We start from the raw sequence: 16,842 nt of genomic DNA, 5'->3' as shown, positions 1-16,842 counted from the left end.
TTAGCTCTCCCGGTCCAGTTTTGCCGTGCGTAGAATTTCTACCACTAATTCGGAGAAACTCATGCCCGCCTGTTTCGCTGCCATAGGCACCAGACTATGGTCTGTCATGCCCGGCAGAGTGTTCACTTCCAGCAACAGAAATTCACCATCGGCATTCATCATCACATCAACCCGACCCCAGCCACGACACCCAACAGCACTGAAAGCTTTTACAGCCAATGTCTGCAGTGCCTGGTGCTGCGCATCTGAAAGTCCATGTTCAAACAAATAACGGGTATCGGATGCTTCGTATTTGGCATTAAAATCGTAAAAGTCGTGCGAGGTCTCTAACTTGATGACAGGCAGGGCCGTATCACGTAAGACAGCCAGGGTATATTCGGCTCCCTGCACCCACTGTTCAGCAATCACCAGATTGTCATAGCGGGCTGCTTCAGCATAAGCTGCCTGCAGCTGTGCCAAATCCTTAACACGGCTCATACCAATACTGGAGCCTTCATGCACAGGCTTGACCATCATCGGAAAGCCCAGTTTGTCGGCCACCGCCTGCAAGTCAGCGTCTGCGTTCAGTTCAGCAAAGGGTGGCGTTGGAAAACCGGCTCCCAGCCATAACTGCTTGCAACGTAGCTTATCCATTCCTAGCGCTGAGGCGGCCACACCACTACCGGTATAAGGCTTCTTCAGCATTTCCAGCAAGCCCTGCAAGGTGCCATCTTCGCCGCCCCGGCCATGCAGAATCAAAAAGGCACGATCAAACTCGGCGTCAAGTAATTGTGCAACCGGATCAGCCCCGTTGGCACACAGATCGATAGCAAAAGCATCGACGCCAGCCTGACATAAACCTTTCAATACTTCGGCGCCACTACGCAGTGAGATACTGCGTTCAGCGGAATCTCCGCCCATCAGCACAGCAACTCGCCCAAAAGTCTGTTTCTCAACGGCGGTTATTTCAAATGCTTTCATTCCGGCACCTCACCGTCACGGCTTAGATTCAGTTTGCTTAGCGTATGCGCCAGGGTAGTGATATCCCCGGCCCCCTGGGTCAACAACAGATCACCGGGACGCAACAATGTGCTCAGCAGCTCAGGAAGATCTTCTGTTGACTCCACAAACACCGGCTCTTCACCACGTTGACGGATGGAGCGGCAGAGGCTGCGGGTATCTGCACCAGGAATTGGCTGTTCACCAGCGGCATAGACCTCTAGCATCAGTAGCAGATCTGTTTCTGACAACACCCGGGCAAAATCTTCATAGAGATCACGCGTACGGGTGTAACGGTGTGGTTGATACACCATCACCAGTCTCCGGTCAGGCCAACCGTCGCGAATGGCTTGAATGACCGCTTCAACTTCGCGGGGGTGGTGACCATAATCATCCACCAGAGTTACATTGCCACCGGTGACAGGTACTTCGCCTAAAGTCTGGAAACGACGACCGACACCTTCAAATTTTTCCAATGCCCGACAGATGGAGGCATCTGCCAAGCCTTCATCGGTGGCCACAGCAATACAGGCCAAGGCATTGAGTACATTATGGCGACCCGGCATATTCAGAGTGACATTCAGTGGTTCATGACCGCTAGGGCGCTCGACTCGGAAACGGGTTTGCAAACCTGCCATATGCAGATCAACGGCTCTGAAATCAGCCCCTTCATTAAAACCGTAGGTCAGTATTGGACGACTTACCTGTGGCAGAATTTCGACAACCACCGGATCATCAATACACATCACTGCCAACCCGTAAAAGGGTAAATTGTGCAAAAAGTTAACAAACGTCTGCTTGAGCACATTAAAGTCGCCACCATAGGTATCCATATGGTCAGCATCGATATTGGTGACGATTGCCACCATAGGCTGCAAGTGTAGAAAGGACGCATCACTCTCATCAGCTTCTGCCACCAGGTAACGACTGCCACCTAACTGTGCATTGGTGCCAGCACTATTTAGCCGCCCACCTATGACAAAGGTCGGATCCAGACCAGCTTCAGCCATCACCGATGCCAACAGACTGGTTGTGGTAGTCTTACCGTGCGTGCCAGCTACCGCGATGCCATGGCGATAGCGCATCAGCTCTGCCAGCATTTCAGCGCGGCGAACGACAGGAATACGCGACTGGCGTGCGGCTATCAGTTCCGGGTTATCCTCAGCTACAGCGGTAGAAATCACCACCACATCCGCCATTTCTACATTACTTTGCTGATGACCTATACAGATTCGAGCACCGAGAGATGCCAGGCGATCGGTCACAACCGAGTCGCGGATATCCGAACCACTGATTACATATCCCTGATTCAGCAATACTTCGGCGATTCCACACATGCCCACACCGCCGATGCCAACAAAGTGGATTTGACGGATACGACGCATTTCAGGCACTTCATACACGCCCATCGCATCATGTTTACTCATGCCATTACCTCCAGACACGCTTCGGCTAACTGCTTTCCAGCTTCCGGCTTGCCCTGATTACGTGCCAGTTGCGCCATTTTTAACAAACGCTCACGCTGATTGAGATTATTCAGCAACTGATGCAAAGCATCACTGCTCAGGTCTGATTGCTGCACCAGTTCAGCCGCTCCACATCTAGCTAAAAACTGTGCATTTGCTGTCTGGTGATCGTCTACCGCAAAAGGAAAAGGCACCAGAATCGCAGCCACTCCAGCAATAGCCAGCTCACTCACGGTCAGAGCTCCAGATCGGCATAACACCAGATCAGCCCAGCCAAAGGCTTCATTCATTTGTTCAATAAAAGGCACCACCCGCGCCTCTACTCCGAGTGACTCATAGTGTTCAAGCGTTTCTTTGTAATGGGTTTGCCCTGTCTGATGCCATACGTCCGGACGCGCTTCTGCAGGCATCCTGGCCAGCACTTCGGGTAGACGTTCATTAATAGCTTTGGCACCCAGGCTGCCACCCACCACCAGCAGACGTATTGGCCCTGTGCGGTCTCGCATCCGTTCAATCGGCACGGGCAATTCAAGGATCGGGCCTCTTACCGGGTTGCCAATGGTATCTTTAGCCTGGCACTGTTCGAAGGCACCCGGGAAAGCCTGTAATACACGTGTTGCAAAGCGTGCAAGCACCTTATTGGTCATCCCCGGAATAGCATTTTGTTCGTGAATGACGACCGGTATACCCATCAGCTTTGCAGCCAACCCTCCCGGGCCAGACGCAAACCCCCCCATACCCAAAACGGCATCTGGCTTCACACGCTTGATCACAACTCTGGCTGCCAACACGGCTTTAAGCAGCTTGAAGGGTGCTGTCAGTATCCGCAGCACCCCTTTACCCCGCAAACCAGACACAGGAATACAGTTCAGTTTGATACCTGCTGCAGGTACCACGCGAGCTTCAATACCGTTTTCTGTTCCCAACCATTCGATATGCACACCTTGAGCACGCAACAGGTCTGCTGTTGCCAGCGCTGGAAAGACATGACCACCGGTACCCCCAGCCATCACCAGCAGAGTTTTTGTCTTTTCAGTACTCATGCGACGGCCCTCCTGACTGCTTTATGTGGGCTCGGCTTGCCGGGTGACGATACCCCAGTCACCGCCGCGCGCTTCAATTCATAATCAATACGTAACACGATTGCGATCATGATGGATGAAGCCAGCAAACTACTGCCGCCATAACTCAATAAGGGTAGCGTCAGCCCTTTGGTTGGTAATGCGCCAACATTCACACCGATATTGATCAGCGCTTGTCCGGCAAAGATGAATGCACAGCCATAACAGACATAGCCCATAAAGAATTGCTGCTGTTTTTCGGCTCGGCGTCCGGTAATAAAAATCCGCAACACCAAAAAACAGTAGAGGGCAATGACTACCAAGGCTCCCATCAATCCCAGCTCTTCGGCCAGAATTGAATAGATAAAATCTGTGTGAGCTTCTGGAAGATAAAACAGCTTTTGTATGCTATTTCCAAGACCCGTGCCAAACCATTCACCACGGCCAAATGCGATCTGTGCCTGAGATAGCTGATATCCGGCACCAAATGGATCCGCCCAGGGATCCAGGAAGGTTTTCAGACGCTGCACACGATAGGGCTGTGTCACCGCCAACAGGCCAGCCATTAATATTCCCACCAGCAGCAAACTGACAAATTGAATAAGACGCATGCCACTGAGAAACACCATTCCCATGACTGTACACATGAGCACTACCGTGGCACCAAAATCAGGCTGACTGATGAGCAACCCGACATAGATGGACAAGGGCAATATCGGCTTAATAACCCCCGACCAGGTTGTGCGCACTTCAGACAACCGCCTGACCAGATAGCCACTGATGTAGATCACCATAAAAATTTTGGCCAGTTCGGAAACCTGTAGATTAAAGAAGCCCAGACTGATCCAGCGGCGCGCACCATTGACTTCACGGCCAATACCCGGAATCAACACCAGCAACAATGAAATGCCCCCAATCGCCAGCAAGGGCACGCTGTACTTTTGCCAAAACGCTAGCGGTATAGCCGAGACAATTGCCAGAGTGATGAACGCCATAACTACAAAAACGCCATGGCGCATAATAAAGAAATAAGCTGAACCAAAATCCCGTGCAGCCACATCCATGGAGGCGGAAGCAATCATGACGAAGCCTGTCAGCATCAATGTGACTGCGCTGAGAATTAAAAACGGATCAAATGACAATTTGCCCGGTGGCATATCCAGCACGGCAGGCCAACTGAGTTTCAGTGACAGTCCATTCATACCAGACCCTCCACTAGCTCAATAAAACGATCACCACGTGCTTCATAACCTCTAAACATATCAAAACTGGCACAAGCCGGAGATAACAGCACCTGATCACCCGGCTGCGCGAGTTCGGCCGCCAGCGTAACGGCGTTCTCCAGAGATTCTGCGTACTGAAGCGGTAAGCCCTGCAAATCACCGGCAATGAGACCTGCATCACGACCTATCAGCAGTACCTGACGAGCAAAGCGCGCCAACGGTGCTTTGAGCTCAGCAAAGTTCTGCTCTTTACCCACACCACCCAGAATAATAAGTAATTTATGTTCATCGCCCAACACTGACCCCAGCCCCTGCACAGCCGCCAGCGTAGCACCCACGTTGGTACCCTTGGAGTCATTGATATAACCAACACCCTGCTTCTCGGCCACCCATTGGCAGCGATGTCTGAGCCCTTGGAACTTTTTAGCGGCCTGCAACATAGCCTCCAGTGGCAGACCTGCTGCTGCACCCAAACTTAGCGCAGCCAGGACATTAACTACGTTATGCTCACCCTGCACTTTCAGATCAGCCACTGGCATCAACGGCTGTAATCCCTGGAATAGCCAGGGTTGATCGGCTTCTAGTGCAATACCGTACTGTCCCAGATCAGGGGCTGACAGGCCGAAGCTGGTCTGCTTCATCCCTTGAACCATTAGCGGAACAGTCAAGGGATCATCGCGATTCACGATACAATGGCGACAGCCTCGATAAATACGGTGCTTGGCCAGATAGTAGCCTTGCATATCCGTATAACGGTCAAGATGATCTGGACTGATATTCAACACTGTGGCAGCAATGGCTTTGAGTTCATGCGTGGTTTCCAGTTGAAAACTGGACAACTCCAACACATAGAGTTCAGCGGCAGGCTGCTGAAGCAGATCCAGTACCGGCGTGCCGATATTACCGCCCACGGCCACATTGATACCGGCCGCTTCAGCCATCTTACCGACCAGCGTAGTAACAGTACTCTTGGCATTAGACCCGGTGATCGCCACGATAGGTGCTGATACCTCTCTACAAAAGAGATCGATATCACCAATCACCCGGCAGCCCTGCTGTATAGCGTACTCTATTGCAGCTGATGATTTGGCCACACCCGGGCTAAGGATCAATTCGTCAGCGCTGGCTAGAAACTCAGGATCCAGCTCACCCGTATACAACTTTATTTGGGGGAACTCATTATAAAAATCTGCCGCCAATGGCGGTTTTTCACGCGTATCAACGACAGCAAACGGCCAGCCTTTGGCCGCCATATAACGGGCACAGGCATACCCGGTCTGTCCCAGACCGATAATAATGCGCAGTGTATCCGTTGCTATCATTGACACTTCATTCTCCAGTTAACGCAGTTTCAGGGTCGCCAGGCCAATCAGCACCAGCACCACACTAATAATCCAAAAACGCACAATCACACGGGGTTCCGGCCAGCCTTTCAATTCAAAGTGGTGATGAATAGGCGCCATTCGGAAGATACGTCGTCCGGTCAGCTTGTAGGATGCCACTTGCAAAATGACCGATACAGTTTCCATCACAAACACACCGCCCATAATCACAAGCACCAGTTCCTGGCGCACAATGACCGCTACAACACCGAGCACAGCCCCCAAAGACAGTGCTCCGACATCCCCCATAAATACCTGAGCGGGGTAGGTGTTAAACCATAAAAACCCAAGACCTGCCCCGACGATCGCGCCACAAATAATAATCAGCTCACCGGCACCCGCCACATAGGGAATGTGCAGATAGTTGGCAAACTGCACATGGCCACCGAGATAAGCAAACACTGCCAGCGCCCCAGCCACCATCACCGTTGGCATAATCGCCAGACCATCCAAGCCATCTGTCAGGTTCACGGCGTTGGAGCTACCCACGATGACGAAGTAGGTAAACACGATGAAGAAAATCCCCATCTCTATGACGATGTCCTTGAAAAACGGCACAATAAGCTGCGTTTCAACCGGACTCTGTGTGGTGATGTACAGCAAGGCTGCCGCTCCAATTCCACCCACGGACTGCCATAAATACTTCCAGCGTGCAGGCAATCCGCGCGGATCTTTTTCAATCACTTTGCGCCAATCATCTACCCAGCCCACGGCGCCGAAGACAAACAGCACATAAAGCGTAATCCACACATAACGGTTAGAAAGATCAGCCCAAAGCAAAGTGCTGACCGCAATTGCCAACAGGATTAATGCGCCACCCATGGTGGGTGTACCTGACTTACTCAGATGTGACTGTGGTCCATCAGTCCTGACCGCCTGGCCTATCTGCCGGCTGCGCAACTGATTGATCAGGTAAGGTCCCAACAACAACGAAATAGCCAGTGCCGTTAACACCCCAAGAATGCCTCGCAGGGTGATATAGCCAAATACTGAGAAACCAGAGTAGAACTGTGTCAGGTACTCTGTTAGCAACAACAACATTAAGGAGTCTCTCCATTTTGTAGAGTAGTCACTACTCTATCCATTGCCGCGCTGCGTGAGCCTTTGACGAGTAACGTAACCGGCTCGCTCAGCATCTGTTTCAGTGCTTCAATCAAGGCACCCTGATTTTCAAAATGCATGGCATTCAAACCAGCCAGCTTCGCTGCCTCAACGGCATGACGCATCAGTGGGCCTGTTGCGTACAGACCATCCAGTGAAGCATCAGCGGCATACTGACCAATTTGGCTATGCAGCTCGATTTCATCTATCCCCAGCTCAGCCATATCACCCAGTACCAGCACACGTTTTCCCTGACGGGTGGCCAGATAATCAATCGCGGCCTGCATGGCCTGGGGGTTGGCGTTGTAACTATCATCAATAATCAGTGCAGATTGCAGTGCTATCGGCTTCATACGGCCGTTCATGGCATCACAAGCTTCCAATCCTGACTTAGCGGCCTGCAATGGCAAACCCGTAGCAATCCATGCCGCCGCTGCCGCTGCCGCATTGGCCACATTGTGTTTACCAAGTAGTTTGAGCTGAACTTTGATTGAGTCCTGCTGATAATGCAGTCGAAAATGCCAGGCGCCCAACTCATTTTCAGCCAGATCACTAACCCAGATGTCGGCTGCATCATTAACAACAGAAAACGTCAGGTAGGAGCGCAGTCGATTATCCAGCTTTTCCTGCCAGAAACTGGCGTGATCATCATCCAGATTAATGATGCCGGTATCCTCATCTGTCAGCGCATTGAATATTTCTGACTTAGCACGAACTACGCCATCCAAACCACCAAATCCTTCGATATGTGCTGCGCAGGCGTTGTTGAGCAGCGCCACCTGTGGTTGTGCCAAATGGACGGTATAGTCAATTTCACCTTCGGCACTGGCTCCCAGCTCAACCACGGCATATTGGTGTTCTGCATTCAAGCGCAGCAGGGTTAACGGAACGCCGATGTGATTATTCAGATTACCCTGTGTAAACAATGTGGGGCCAAGTTGACTGAACATGCTGGCCAACAGCTCTTTCACCGTGGTCTTGCCACTGCTGCCGGTCACTGCGATCAATTTTCCACTGAAACGATTGCGGTTGAGTGCGGCCAACCGCCCTAGCGCTATCAAGGTATCCTCAACCACTAACTGCGGCAATGCGTCATCTAGGTGATGATCGGTAACGGCAGCCAGGGCCCCTTGTTGCCGGGCTTGTGTTATAAAATCATGGGCATCAAAACGCTCACCTTTCAGACAGACAAACAGATCACCCGGTTGAATCTGACGGGTATCCGTACAAATGCGAATTATCTGACTTTGTGGATCAGTAACACCCTCAAGCCTGGCTTCAGTTGCTGTCGCCGCAATATTCAGCGTCCACTCACCTAGCATGCAGCCCTCCTGCTTTTCAGCACATCTCTGGCCACAGCCTGATCACTGAAAGGTCGGCGTTCACCCTGTACTTCCTGGTAATCCTCATGTCCTTTACCGGCAATCAACACGATATCCTCTGCGCTGGCCTGCTCTATGGCGATGGCTATCGCTGCTGCACGGTCGGCTTCAACCTGCGGGTGATGCAAGGCACTGACACCTGACAAGACTTGCTCAATAATTTTATGGGGTTCTTCGAAGCGGGGATTATCACTGGTGATAATCAATTGATCCGCCAAACTGCTAGCCACCTGAGCCATCAGAGGACGTTTGCCCTGATCACGATCGCCGCCACAACCAAATACACAAATGATTCGACTAGCGGTTTTACGATGCTCATTCAGTGCAGACAGAGTTTGCAGCAACGCATCCGGTGTATGGGCATAGTCAACCAGCACTAAAGGCTCGCCCGCTGAAGACACTTTTTCCATGCGTCCGCATACAGCTGAAACCTGCGTTAGCGCCCAACTGATACGACACGCGTCATAACCGGACAGTCCCAATGAAGCCGCTGTCAACAATAGGTTGCTCAGGTTAAAGCGTCCGATCAACGAGGAACTGGCACTGATTTCTCCCCAAGGAGACGCAACAGCAAAACTCATGCCTTCATCATGCAACTCGGAGGTTTTCACCCACAAATCAGCTGACTGATCCAGCAATGAATACGTAATCACTTTATGCCCTTTAGCTTTACTTTGTTCAGCCAGCTCACAACCAAAGGCATCATCCAGATTCAGAATCTGCTCACTACCTGCTTGTTCAAATAAACGCCGTTTAGAATCGGCATAAGCAGCCATACTCTGATGGTAATCAAGATGATCACGGGTAAGATTGGTAAAACCAACCTGACGAAACTGCACACCGGCCGTACGTGCCTGATCCAGTGCATGACTAGACACCTCCATGACGACAGTATCCGCACCCGCTTGCTGATAGCTAGCCAACAACTGATGTACACTGAGCACATCAGGGGTTGTGTGGGTAGAGCGATCCAAAGAGCTGAGGAATCCATTACCAATAGTGCCGACAATCGCGGCTTTTTCGCCCAGTTGATTCAGTGCCTGTGCAATAAAGTGGCTGCAAGACGTTTTACCATTAGTGCCGGTGACCCCTATGACCTTGATTGCTTCTGACGGACACTGGTAATAACGACTGATCACTTCACCTGCCACTTGATTGAGGTTAGCTACCGGAAAAACCCAGTCAGCATAGGCATCAAGGCCGGAGTGATATTCAGAGGCATGCATAATAACGGCAGAGGCACCGGCACTGATGGCCGGAATCACAAAGTCCACACCCTTATGCTGAGTGCCGGAACGCGCAATATAGAGATCGCCGGCACGTACATCCCGATTATCCAGAACCACATTGCGAATCAACAAATAATCAGGCACACCCGGGCAATCCGGTAACAGGCTTTTCAAACTCGGGAGGTCTGAGCGTACATTTTTCATCGTTCAGCCACCTGTCGTATTTGTTCCGGCCAACTGTCCGGATCCAGATTCAACAGCCTTAAGGCGCCAGCGGCTACCCTAGCAAACACCGGAGCAGCAACTTCTCCGCCATAGATTTCCCGACCTTTCGGGTTATCCACCATCACAACAATCGCCAGGCGCGGATCTGAAACTGGTGCGATACCCGCAAAAACTGTAGTGTATTCTTCGCGATTGTAACCACTGCCACCGATACGATGGACCGTTCCGGTCTTACCGGCAACGCGATAACCTTCAACAGCAGCACGACGTGCAGTACCCCGTGGTCCGATAACTGTTTCCATCATCTGTAACACGTGGTTACCGACACCCTGCGGCATCACTCGAGTACCAACATCGGTGTCTCTTTTCAGCAGTGATACTGGGTGAAAAATGCCATCTGACGCAAAGGGTATATACGCCTGAGCTAATTGCAGCGGTGTAACCGATAAACCATACCCATAAGCCAGGGTGGCACGTTCTACTAACTGGCTCTCTCTGAGATCAGGCAGATAGCCTGTACGCTCACCAGGAAAACCGGTCATGCTCATCTGCCCTATGCCAAAGTTATGCATAAGCCGAGTCAAGCGGTCATGCTCCATCTCCAGCACCAGTTTCACTACACCCACATTACTGGACTTGGTGATAATACCGGTGAGATCCAGATCACCATAATCACGTGTGTCTTTGATCGTGGCATTGCTCACGCGCAGCGTTCCTGGAGAGGTATGTATGACCGTTTCAGGTGTATAGCGTCCCGTCATCAAGGCGGCGGCAATGGTCATGGGCTTAACTGTAGATCCTGGCTCGAATAAGTCGGTCATAGCCCGGTTTCTAAGAGCAGCAGCCTCGAGGTGACTGCGGTCATTCGGGTTATAGGATGGCTGATTTGCCATCGCCAGCACTTCACCGGTCTGTGTATCCAGTATCACAATAGAGCCCGAATCAGCCTGGTGCGCTTCAACAACAGCTTTGAGCTCACGATAAGCCATATATTGCAGACGCAGATCGATACTCAGCTGTAACTCATCCCCCTGATGCGCATCACTGATTGACCGGATATGTCGGATAGTCCGGCCCACACGATCCCGCATCACCAGCTTACTGCCAGACTCACCACTGAGCCAGTCATCGAAAGCCAGCTCCATGCCCTCCTGACCATCTCCATCTACATTGGTGAAGCCTACCAAATGGGCCGTCACTTCACCTGCAGGATAAAAACGCCGATATTCCCGATCAACATTAATACCCGGAATACCCAGTAAACGGACGGATTCAGCCACCTCTGGGGTAACCTGTCGACGCAGATACATAAAGCGGCGCTCGGCATTATTGCCAAAGCGCTCTATCAAACTATCCTGAGAAATGTCCAGCAGCTGACTGAGACGGTTAATATAGGGGTGCTGCAAATCGATTAATTTCGGGTCTGCCCAGATATTGGCCACCGGGGCACTGACAGCCAACGGCTCGCCATTGCGATCGGTAATCAAGCCGCGATGCGCCGGAATCAACATGGTGCGGATAGAACGGGCGTCCCCCTGATTTTGCAAAAAAGCCTGATCTGTCCAGTAGAGTGAAACCAGTTTCGCCAGAACACCGGCCACAGCAAGGCCCAGCAGGAAGAAAACCACCCACATGCGCCAGCTTCTGGCTGCCAAAGTCTGTGTCTGCTCAGTTTCGCTGCTCATTCCTGATTATCTCAATTTCATCCATTTCGGGAACCCGCATTTGCAAACGAGTTTCTGCTTCACTTTCAATACGTCCATGTCCACCCCAAGTACTTTGTTCCAGTAACAACTGTCCCCATTCCACCTGCAACTCATCCCATTGATGCACCAGCACTTGGTGATCATTAAACAGCCGACGATAGTCATAAGCTGCCTTGATGACTATGAGTGCCGACACCAGTATCGCCAGTATCAACACCAGTAAAATAACCAAGGGCCGATACAACTCTGTATGACCGATGTAGCCTTTACCTTCGTCTTCGTCCCTGGTATTGCCCATGACACTCAACACCCTATTCAGCTTCAGGCGCACTTCTCAGCCACTCGCATCACCGCACTGCGGGCACGGGGGTTAGCCTCAACCTCGGCCGCACTGGCTTTGACTGCTTTGCCAATACCGTTCAATCGCTGATTAAGCATGGATTGGGTAAATGGCAACCCGGCTGGGAGATGCTCATCTCCTTTCACATGCTTACGGATAAAGCGTTTTACGATACGATCCTCCAGTGAATGAAAACTGATCACCACTAGACGCCCCTTTGGTGCCAGTACATCTAGAGACTGATCCAGACAGGTCTCAATCTCTTCCAACTCACGATTAATATGGATGCGAATACCCTGAAATGCTCGAGTCGCAGGGTTTTTCCCCTTTTCCCAGCGTGGATTGGCAGCGGTAATAATGCTGGCAAGACGCGCCGTGGTTGTAATTGGAGATGAAGCCCGTTCTGCCACTACAGCCTTGGCCATTCGACGGGAAAAACGCTCTTCACCATAATGAAACAACACATCAGCAATTTCGGCCTCTGTGGCACGGTTAATCCACTCAGCGGCACTCTCACCGGCGGCTGTATTCATGCGCATATCCAGCGGGCCATCGTTCTGGAAACTGAACCCTCTTGAGGGATCATCCAACTGTGGCGAACTCACACCCAGATCCAGCAACACACCGGTCACTTGTGCTGTCATGCCACGTGCAGCAACCAACGCAGCCAACTCATTAAAAGAACCATGGGCAATACTAAAGCGGGGATCATCACCAAAGCGCCGCTGAGCTTCTGCCACAGCCAAGGGATCTTTATCGATTGCCAGTAAACGCCCCTGATCACTCAGGCATGACAAAATACGCGCCGAATGGCCTCCACGCCCAAACGTGCCATCAATATAGAAACCATCAGGGTCCGTCACCAATTCGGTGACAGCTTCTTCAAGTAACACGGTAATATGGCTGAATTCCTGACTCATCTAAGATCCTGTAAACCTGTATTGAGGATTGTGGCGTTAAAGCGACAAATCCAGCATTTCTGGTGGCAGGGTATCTTCGCCAACCTCGTCAAGGTATTCATCTCGAGTGGCGCTCCACTGTGTTTCATCCCATATTTCAAACTTGCGTCCCTGACCCAATAACACAATTTTTTTATCCAAACCTGCGTATTCCCGCAAGCTTGCTGGTAACAGTAAGCGGCCATTACCATCTAATTCCAGATCAGTAGCATGCCCGATCAGTAAGCGCTGAATTCGACGAGCCACCTTATTAAAGCTGGGCAAAGCCTCGATCCGAGCCTGAATATCTTCCCACTCAGGTAAGGGATAAAGCAGCAAGCAACGGGACTCGGTGTCGATCGTGGCGACCATCTGGTTATTGCAATGCGACGCTATCATTTCGCGATAACGTGCCGGAATCGCCATGCGACCCTTAACATCCAGATTGATCGGATTGACTCCGCGGAACATTATGCCCACTGAATTCCCCAAATTTAACCACTTTGAACCACTTTTACCCACTATTGCACACTATAGTGAGTAACCCCAGGCAATGCAAGGCACAAGCCAGGGTCGAAACCGCATGAAAAGTGATTACAAACGCCGATCAATGAAGGGCATCAAAAGAATTATTAGCGAATCAATTAATTAAAGAGAAACAAACAGATAGACTGTATACATATACAGTTAAAAGATTTTTTACAGATTATAATATTCGACAGAAAAGTCGTAAGCAGGCAAGTGTGGGAGTCTGCCTGTAAGCCGGGTTTTGTCGGGGACAATCATTCATCTGGGATACATGTCACCATGCACCTCAAGCGACCTACCCGGATCCAGTGCGGGCCACACCTTAAGGATCCCTATTTGGTCTTGCTCTGAGTGGGGTTTTCCATCGCCGTGGAGTGTTGCCACCCACGCGGTGCGCTCTTACCGCACCATTTCAACCTTACCGTGACTCCGAAAAGCCCTTAGGCGGTATACTTTCTGTTGCACTTTCCGTCGGCTCACGCCGCCCAGACGTTATCTGGCACTCTGCCCTGTAGAGCCCGGACTTTCCTCCCTCCTGCAAGCAGGACAGCGATTGCCCGGCAGACTCCCGCGCGCAGAATAACAGGAAACCCAGCAAGTGCAAGCATTACCGTTGCAGCAACGCCTCATACAGGCTCTTTTTATGCACACCAGTAATCTGCGCAGCCAGAGCAGCGGCTTTTTTAGGCGGTAATTCCTCCGCAAGCAACCTGACAATTTCCAGACTTCGGGCATCCGGCCCCTCTTTATCGGCCTGGGGAGCACTAGCACCATGCACTAGCACCACGAACTCGCCTTTTTGTTGATTGGCATCAGACTGCATCCAGAGCAACAACTCTGCCAGACTTCCATGCTTTATGGTTTCAAAGGTTTTGGTAATCTCACGCGCAACTACCGCTTCGCGATCTGCGCCAAAGACCTCAATCATGGCCTGCAGGGAATCCAGGATACGGTGGGTTGATTCGTAAAAAATCAGTGTGCAGCTGTACTCCACCAACGCAGCAAGGCTTTTTAGACGCGCCTGCTGTTTTGCAGGTAAAAAACCGATGAACATAAAGCGGTCTGATGGCAGGCCCGCCGCACTCAAGGCGGCAATAAAGGCACAACAGCCAGGCACTGGTGATACAGTATAACCCGCCTCGCGCACGCGCCTGACCAGAGAAAACCCGGGATCCGAAATCAAAGGGGTTCCCGCATCAGACACCAACGCAATCGTCTTACCAGCTGATAAATGGCGTATAATCAGATCTGCACGGGCATTTTCATTGTGATCATGGACTGAAATCAGTGTCGATTTAATGTTAAAGTAGGCTAGCAGTCGCCCTGTATGACGGGTATCCTCAGCAGCAATGAGATCCGCCTTGCTCAGCAACTCGATAGCACGAGGCGAAAGATCACCCAGATTGCCAATAGGCGTTGCAATAACATATAAAACCGGTTCAGCCATGAAGGTTATTCTCTTTTAAGGATTAATGAGTTTATGACAAAGCAACTAGGCCTGCTTTTATGCCTAATACTGACTTTACTGCTGCTCTCGGCCTGCGGTACCAGACCAACAACAACCCTACCCTCCGTAGCCGATAATGCAGATGTACAGCAGCTACTGACATCCGCACAGCGTGCAGGCCCCGAACAGGCAGCCACACTGAAACTTGAAGCGGCACGACTGCTTGTCGATGATCAGCAAATCGACACAGCCGCGAGTATACTGGAAAGTATCGACAAACGCAGACTTCCGCCACAATTGGGACTGGATGTTGCCAGCCTGCAGGCCAAACTGTCATTACAAAGCAACAGCCCCGACAGAGCACTGGGCTACCTGGATTTTCGTCTGCTGCCACCACAACTGACAAGTGAGCAAGTCATACAGCTTAACCAATTACGTGCCGAAGCCTTTGCTCAGCAAGAAAACTATATCAACGCCGCACGAGAATTGATCTCCGCCAGCCAGATGACAACTGAGCAGCACATCCGCCAGTCACTGCATACGCAGATCTGGAGCTTATTGATATCTGCCAGCAACGCTCAATTAAACAGTGCAGCAGAAAATAGAGGCAACAACTACTTAGACCAGGGCTGGTTTGAGCGAGCTTTGGCAATCCAAGGCATAACCGACTTCAGCGAACAACAGGAAAAACTGTTCGACTGGCAACTGCTCTGGGAGCAACATCCTGCGGCAGAATTGCCACCGCAGGATCCAAATGCCCTGATTGCCACAGAGTTATCGCCCATACAGCTACCATCGGCAGGCATTCAACGTACAGCCTTACTCCTGCCTATGACCGGCGAACTGGCAAATATCGCTAGCATTATCACCGAAGGCTACGTTACAGCAATGCAAGCGGCTGGCTCTACAGACGCAGAGTTGGTGTTACTCGACAGTACTGAAATCCACACACCGGAACAGCTGTTTTATTCAGCCAGAACACAAGGTGCCAACTTTATTGTCGGCCCATTGGATCGCAACTTTGTTAATCAGTTAGCCGACTATCCAGAGCATCCGATAACAATACTGGCATTGAACCCAGCCCTTGAGGGCAGTAACCCTCCACTGCAGCTTGACCTATCCAGTGATCATGAAGCCCATGCATTAGTCCAGAAAGCGGTGGAAATGGGTTATCTGAATGCCATGATCATTCACAGCGATACTCGTTCCGGACAACGCTTTGAACAACTGATTCGTGAAGAATATGAGCAACGCGGTGGCTTTATCAGCGCCAGCCTCAACTTCAATGCCACGCAAAGCAACAGCGAACAGATCAAACAACTGTTGCTTCAGGACCCTGAAATAGCCCGCACTATGCCAAATCGCTCTCGCAGTGGCATGAGTGTTAATGTCAGCCATGAAACCGACGTTATTTTCATGGCTACAGAAGCTGCTGATGCGCGCTTGATCCGTCCGATGTTAATGTACCACTTTGCCGGAGCCATTCCGGTCATGGCCACATCTCAGGTGTATGAAGGTAATGCCAGCGCGTCCAGAGATACCGACCTCAATGGTATCACCTTTGTGGATCTGCCTTGGCGGATTGCCGAACCCAGCCCTACGCGCCTCACCCTGCTTGAGCTACGTGACAATGCAGACACAGACCTTGGCAAACTCTATGCACTAGGTGCTGATGCTTATCTGATCAGCCAAAATCTGCCTCTATTACTTACTCAGGGCGGCATACTCAGCGGAGAAACCGGCAATCTGCAACTCGGCCCCAACCGCAGACTGATCAGAGCATTGGCTTGGGCAGAATTTGTAAATGGAGAACCTCAACTCATTACGGAGTAACTC

The 16,842-nt window shown here is 51.2% G+C and carries 14 protein-coding genes and 1 other RNA gene; 1 reads left to right on the top strand and 14 read right to left on the bottom strand.

The features are described 5' to 3' along the window. The 14 genes from F5I99_RS04315 to rsmI all read right to left on the bottom strand — a co-directional run bounded on the left by F5I99_RS04315 (window position 1) and on the right by rsmI (window position 15,006). Window positions 1-960: a D-alanine--D-alanine ligase gene (locus F5I99_RS04315; protein ID WP_151053817.1), complete on the bottom strand. Its 960-nt coding sequence runs from the start codon at window positions 958-960 to the stop codon at window positions 1-3. Beyond that, complete coding sequence (murC, locus tag F5I99_RS04310; RefSeq protein ID WP_151053816.1) at window positions 957-2,405, bottom strand: UDP-N-acetylmuramate--L-alanine ligase; 1,449 nt, start codon at window positions 2,403-2,405, stop codon at window positions 957-959. Before murC ends, F5I99_RS04315 begins: the two co-directional genes overlap by 4 nt. Beyond that, entirely contained in the window at window positions 2,402-3,487 is a 1,086-nt protein-coding gene (murG, locus tag F5I99_RS04305) for an undecaprenyldiphospho-muramoylpentapeptide beta-N-acetylglucosaminyltransferase (protein WP_151053815.1), read from the bottom strand. The genes murC and murG overlap by 4 nt, the downstream gene beginning before the upstream one ends. Beyond that, window positions 3,484-4,707: a putative lipid II flippase FtsW gene (ftsW, locus tag F5I99_RS04300; RefSeq protein WP_225307548.1), complete on the bottom strand. Its 1,224-nt coding sequence runs from the start codon at window positions 4,705-4,707 to the stop codon at window positions 3,484-3,486. The genes murG and ftsW overlap by 4 nt, the downstream gene beginning before the upstream one ends. Continuing rightward, a complete protein-coding gene (murD, locus tag F5I99_RS04295) occupies window positions 4,704-6,050 on the bottom strand; it encodes a UDP-N-acetylmuramoyl-L-alanine--D-glutamate ligase (protein ID WP_325063020.1) in 1,347 nt (448 codons plus the stop codon). Before murD ends, ftsW begins: the two co-directional genes overlap by 4 nt. 18 nt (window positions 6,051-6,068) lie before the next feature. Next, the gene (gene mraY / locus F5I99_RS04290; RefSeq protein ID WP_151053813.1) at window positions 6,069-7,151 is read right to left on the bottom strand and encodes a phospho-N-acetylmuramoyl-pentapeptide-transferase; all 1,083 of its coding nucleotides are present in this window, start codon (window positions 7,149-7,151) and stop codon (window positions 6,069-6,071) included. After that, window positions 7,151-8,533, bottom strand: a complete 1,383-nt coding sequence (locus tag F5I99_RS04285) for a UDP-N-acetylmuramoyl-tripeptide--D-alanyl-D-alanine ligase (RefSeq protein WP_151053812.1) — start codon at window positions 8,531-8,533, stop codon at window positions 7,151-7,153. Before F5I99_RS04285 ends, mraY begins: the two co-directional genes overlap by 1 nt. Beyond that, window positions 8,527-10,026 carry a UDP-N-acetylmuramoyl-L-alanyl-D-glutamate--2,6-diaminopimelate ligase gene (locus F5I99_RS04280; protein ID WP_151053811.1) on the bottom strand — a complete coding sequence of 500 codons (1,500 nt, stop codon included), beginning with the start codon at window positions 10,024-10,026 and terminating at the stop codon, window positions 8,527-8,529. Before F5I99_RS04280 ends, F5I99_RS04285 begins: the two co-directional genes overlap by 7 nt. Continuing rightward, window positions 10,023-11,732, bottom strand: coding sequence for a peptidoglycan D,D-transpeptidase FtsI family protein (locus tag F5I99_RS04275; protein WP_151053810.1), 1,710 nt, complete (start codon window positions 11,730-11,732; stop codon window positions 10,023-10,025). The genes F5I99_RS04280 and F5I99_RS04275 overlap by 4 nt, the downstream gene beginning before the upstream one ends. Further along, window positions 11,716-12,051: a cell division protein FtsL gene (gene ftsL, locus F5I99_RS04270; protein WP_225307547.1), complete on the bottom strand. Its 336-nt coding sequence runs from the start codon at window positions 12,049-12,051 to the stop codon at window positions 11,716-11,718. Before ftsL ends, F5I99_RS04275 begins: the two co-directional genes overlap by 17 nt. Window positions 12,052-12,074: 23 nt before the next feature. Then, the gene (rsmH, locus tag F5I99_RS04265; RefSeq protein ID WP_151053809.1) at window positions 12,075-13,013 is read right to left on the bottom strand and encodes a 16S rRNA (cytosine(1402)-N(4))-methyltransferase RsmH; all 939 of its coding nucleotides are present in this window, start codon (window positions 13,011-13,013) and stop codon (window positions 12,075-12,077) included. A gap of 36 nt (window positions 13,014-13,049) precedes the next feature. Continuing rightward, window positions 13,050-13,502: a division/cell wall cluster transcriptional repressor MraZ gene (gene mraZ, locus F5I99_RS04260; RefSeq protein ID WP_151053808.1), complete on the bottom strand. Its 453-nt coding sequence runs from the start codon at window positions 13,500-13,502 to the stop codon at window positions 13,050-13,052. A 271-nt stretch (window positions 13,503-13,773) separates the two neighbouring features. Then, window positions 13,774-14,128, bottom strand: an RNA gene (gene rnpB, locus F5I99_RS04255) — RNase P RNA component class A. Window positions 14,129-14,166: 38 nt separating this feature from the next. Next, window positions 14,167-15,006 carry a 16S rRNA (cytidine(1402)-2'-O)-methyltransferase gene (gene rsmI / locus F5I99_RS04250; protein WP_151053807.1) on the bottom strand — a complete coding sequence of 280 codons (840 nt, stop codon included), beginning with the start codon at window positions 15,004-15,006 and terminating at the stop codon, window positions 14,167-14,169. A gap of 33 nt (window positions 15,007-15,039) precedes the next feature. On the opposite strand from rsmI, the gene F5I99_RS04245 reads away from it, so the two are divergent. Continuing rightward, window positions 15,040-16,839, top strand: coding sequence for a penicillin-binding protein activator (locus F5I99_RS04245; protein ID WP_151053806.1), 1,800 nt, complete (start codon window positions 15,040-15,042; stop codon window positions 16,837-16,839). Window positions 16,840-16,842 lie beyond the last annotated feature (3 nt).

The organism is Nitrincola iocasae (assembly GCF_008727795.1).
Taxonomy (GTDB): domain Bacteria; phylum Pseudomonadota; class Gammaproteobacteria; order Pseudomonadales; family Balneatricaceae; genus Nitrincola; species Nitrincola iocasae.
This window is presented reverse-complemented; position numbering and strand designations above follow the sequence as displayed.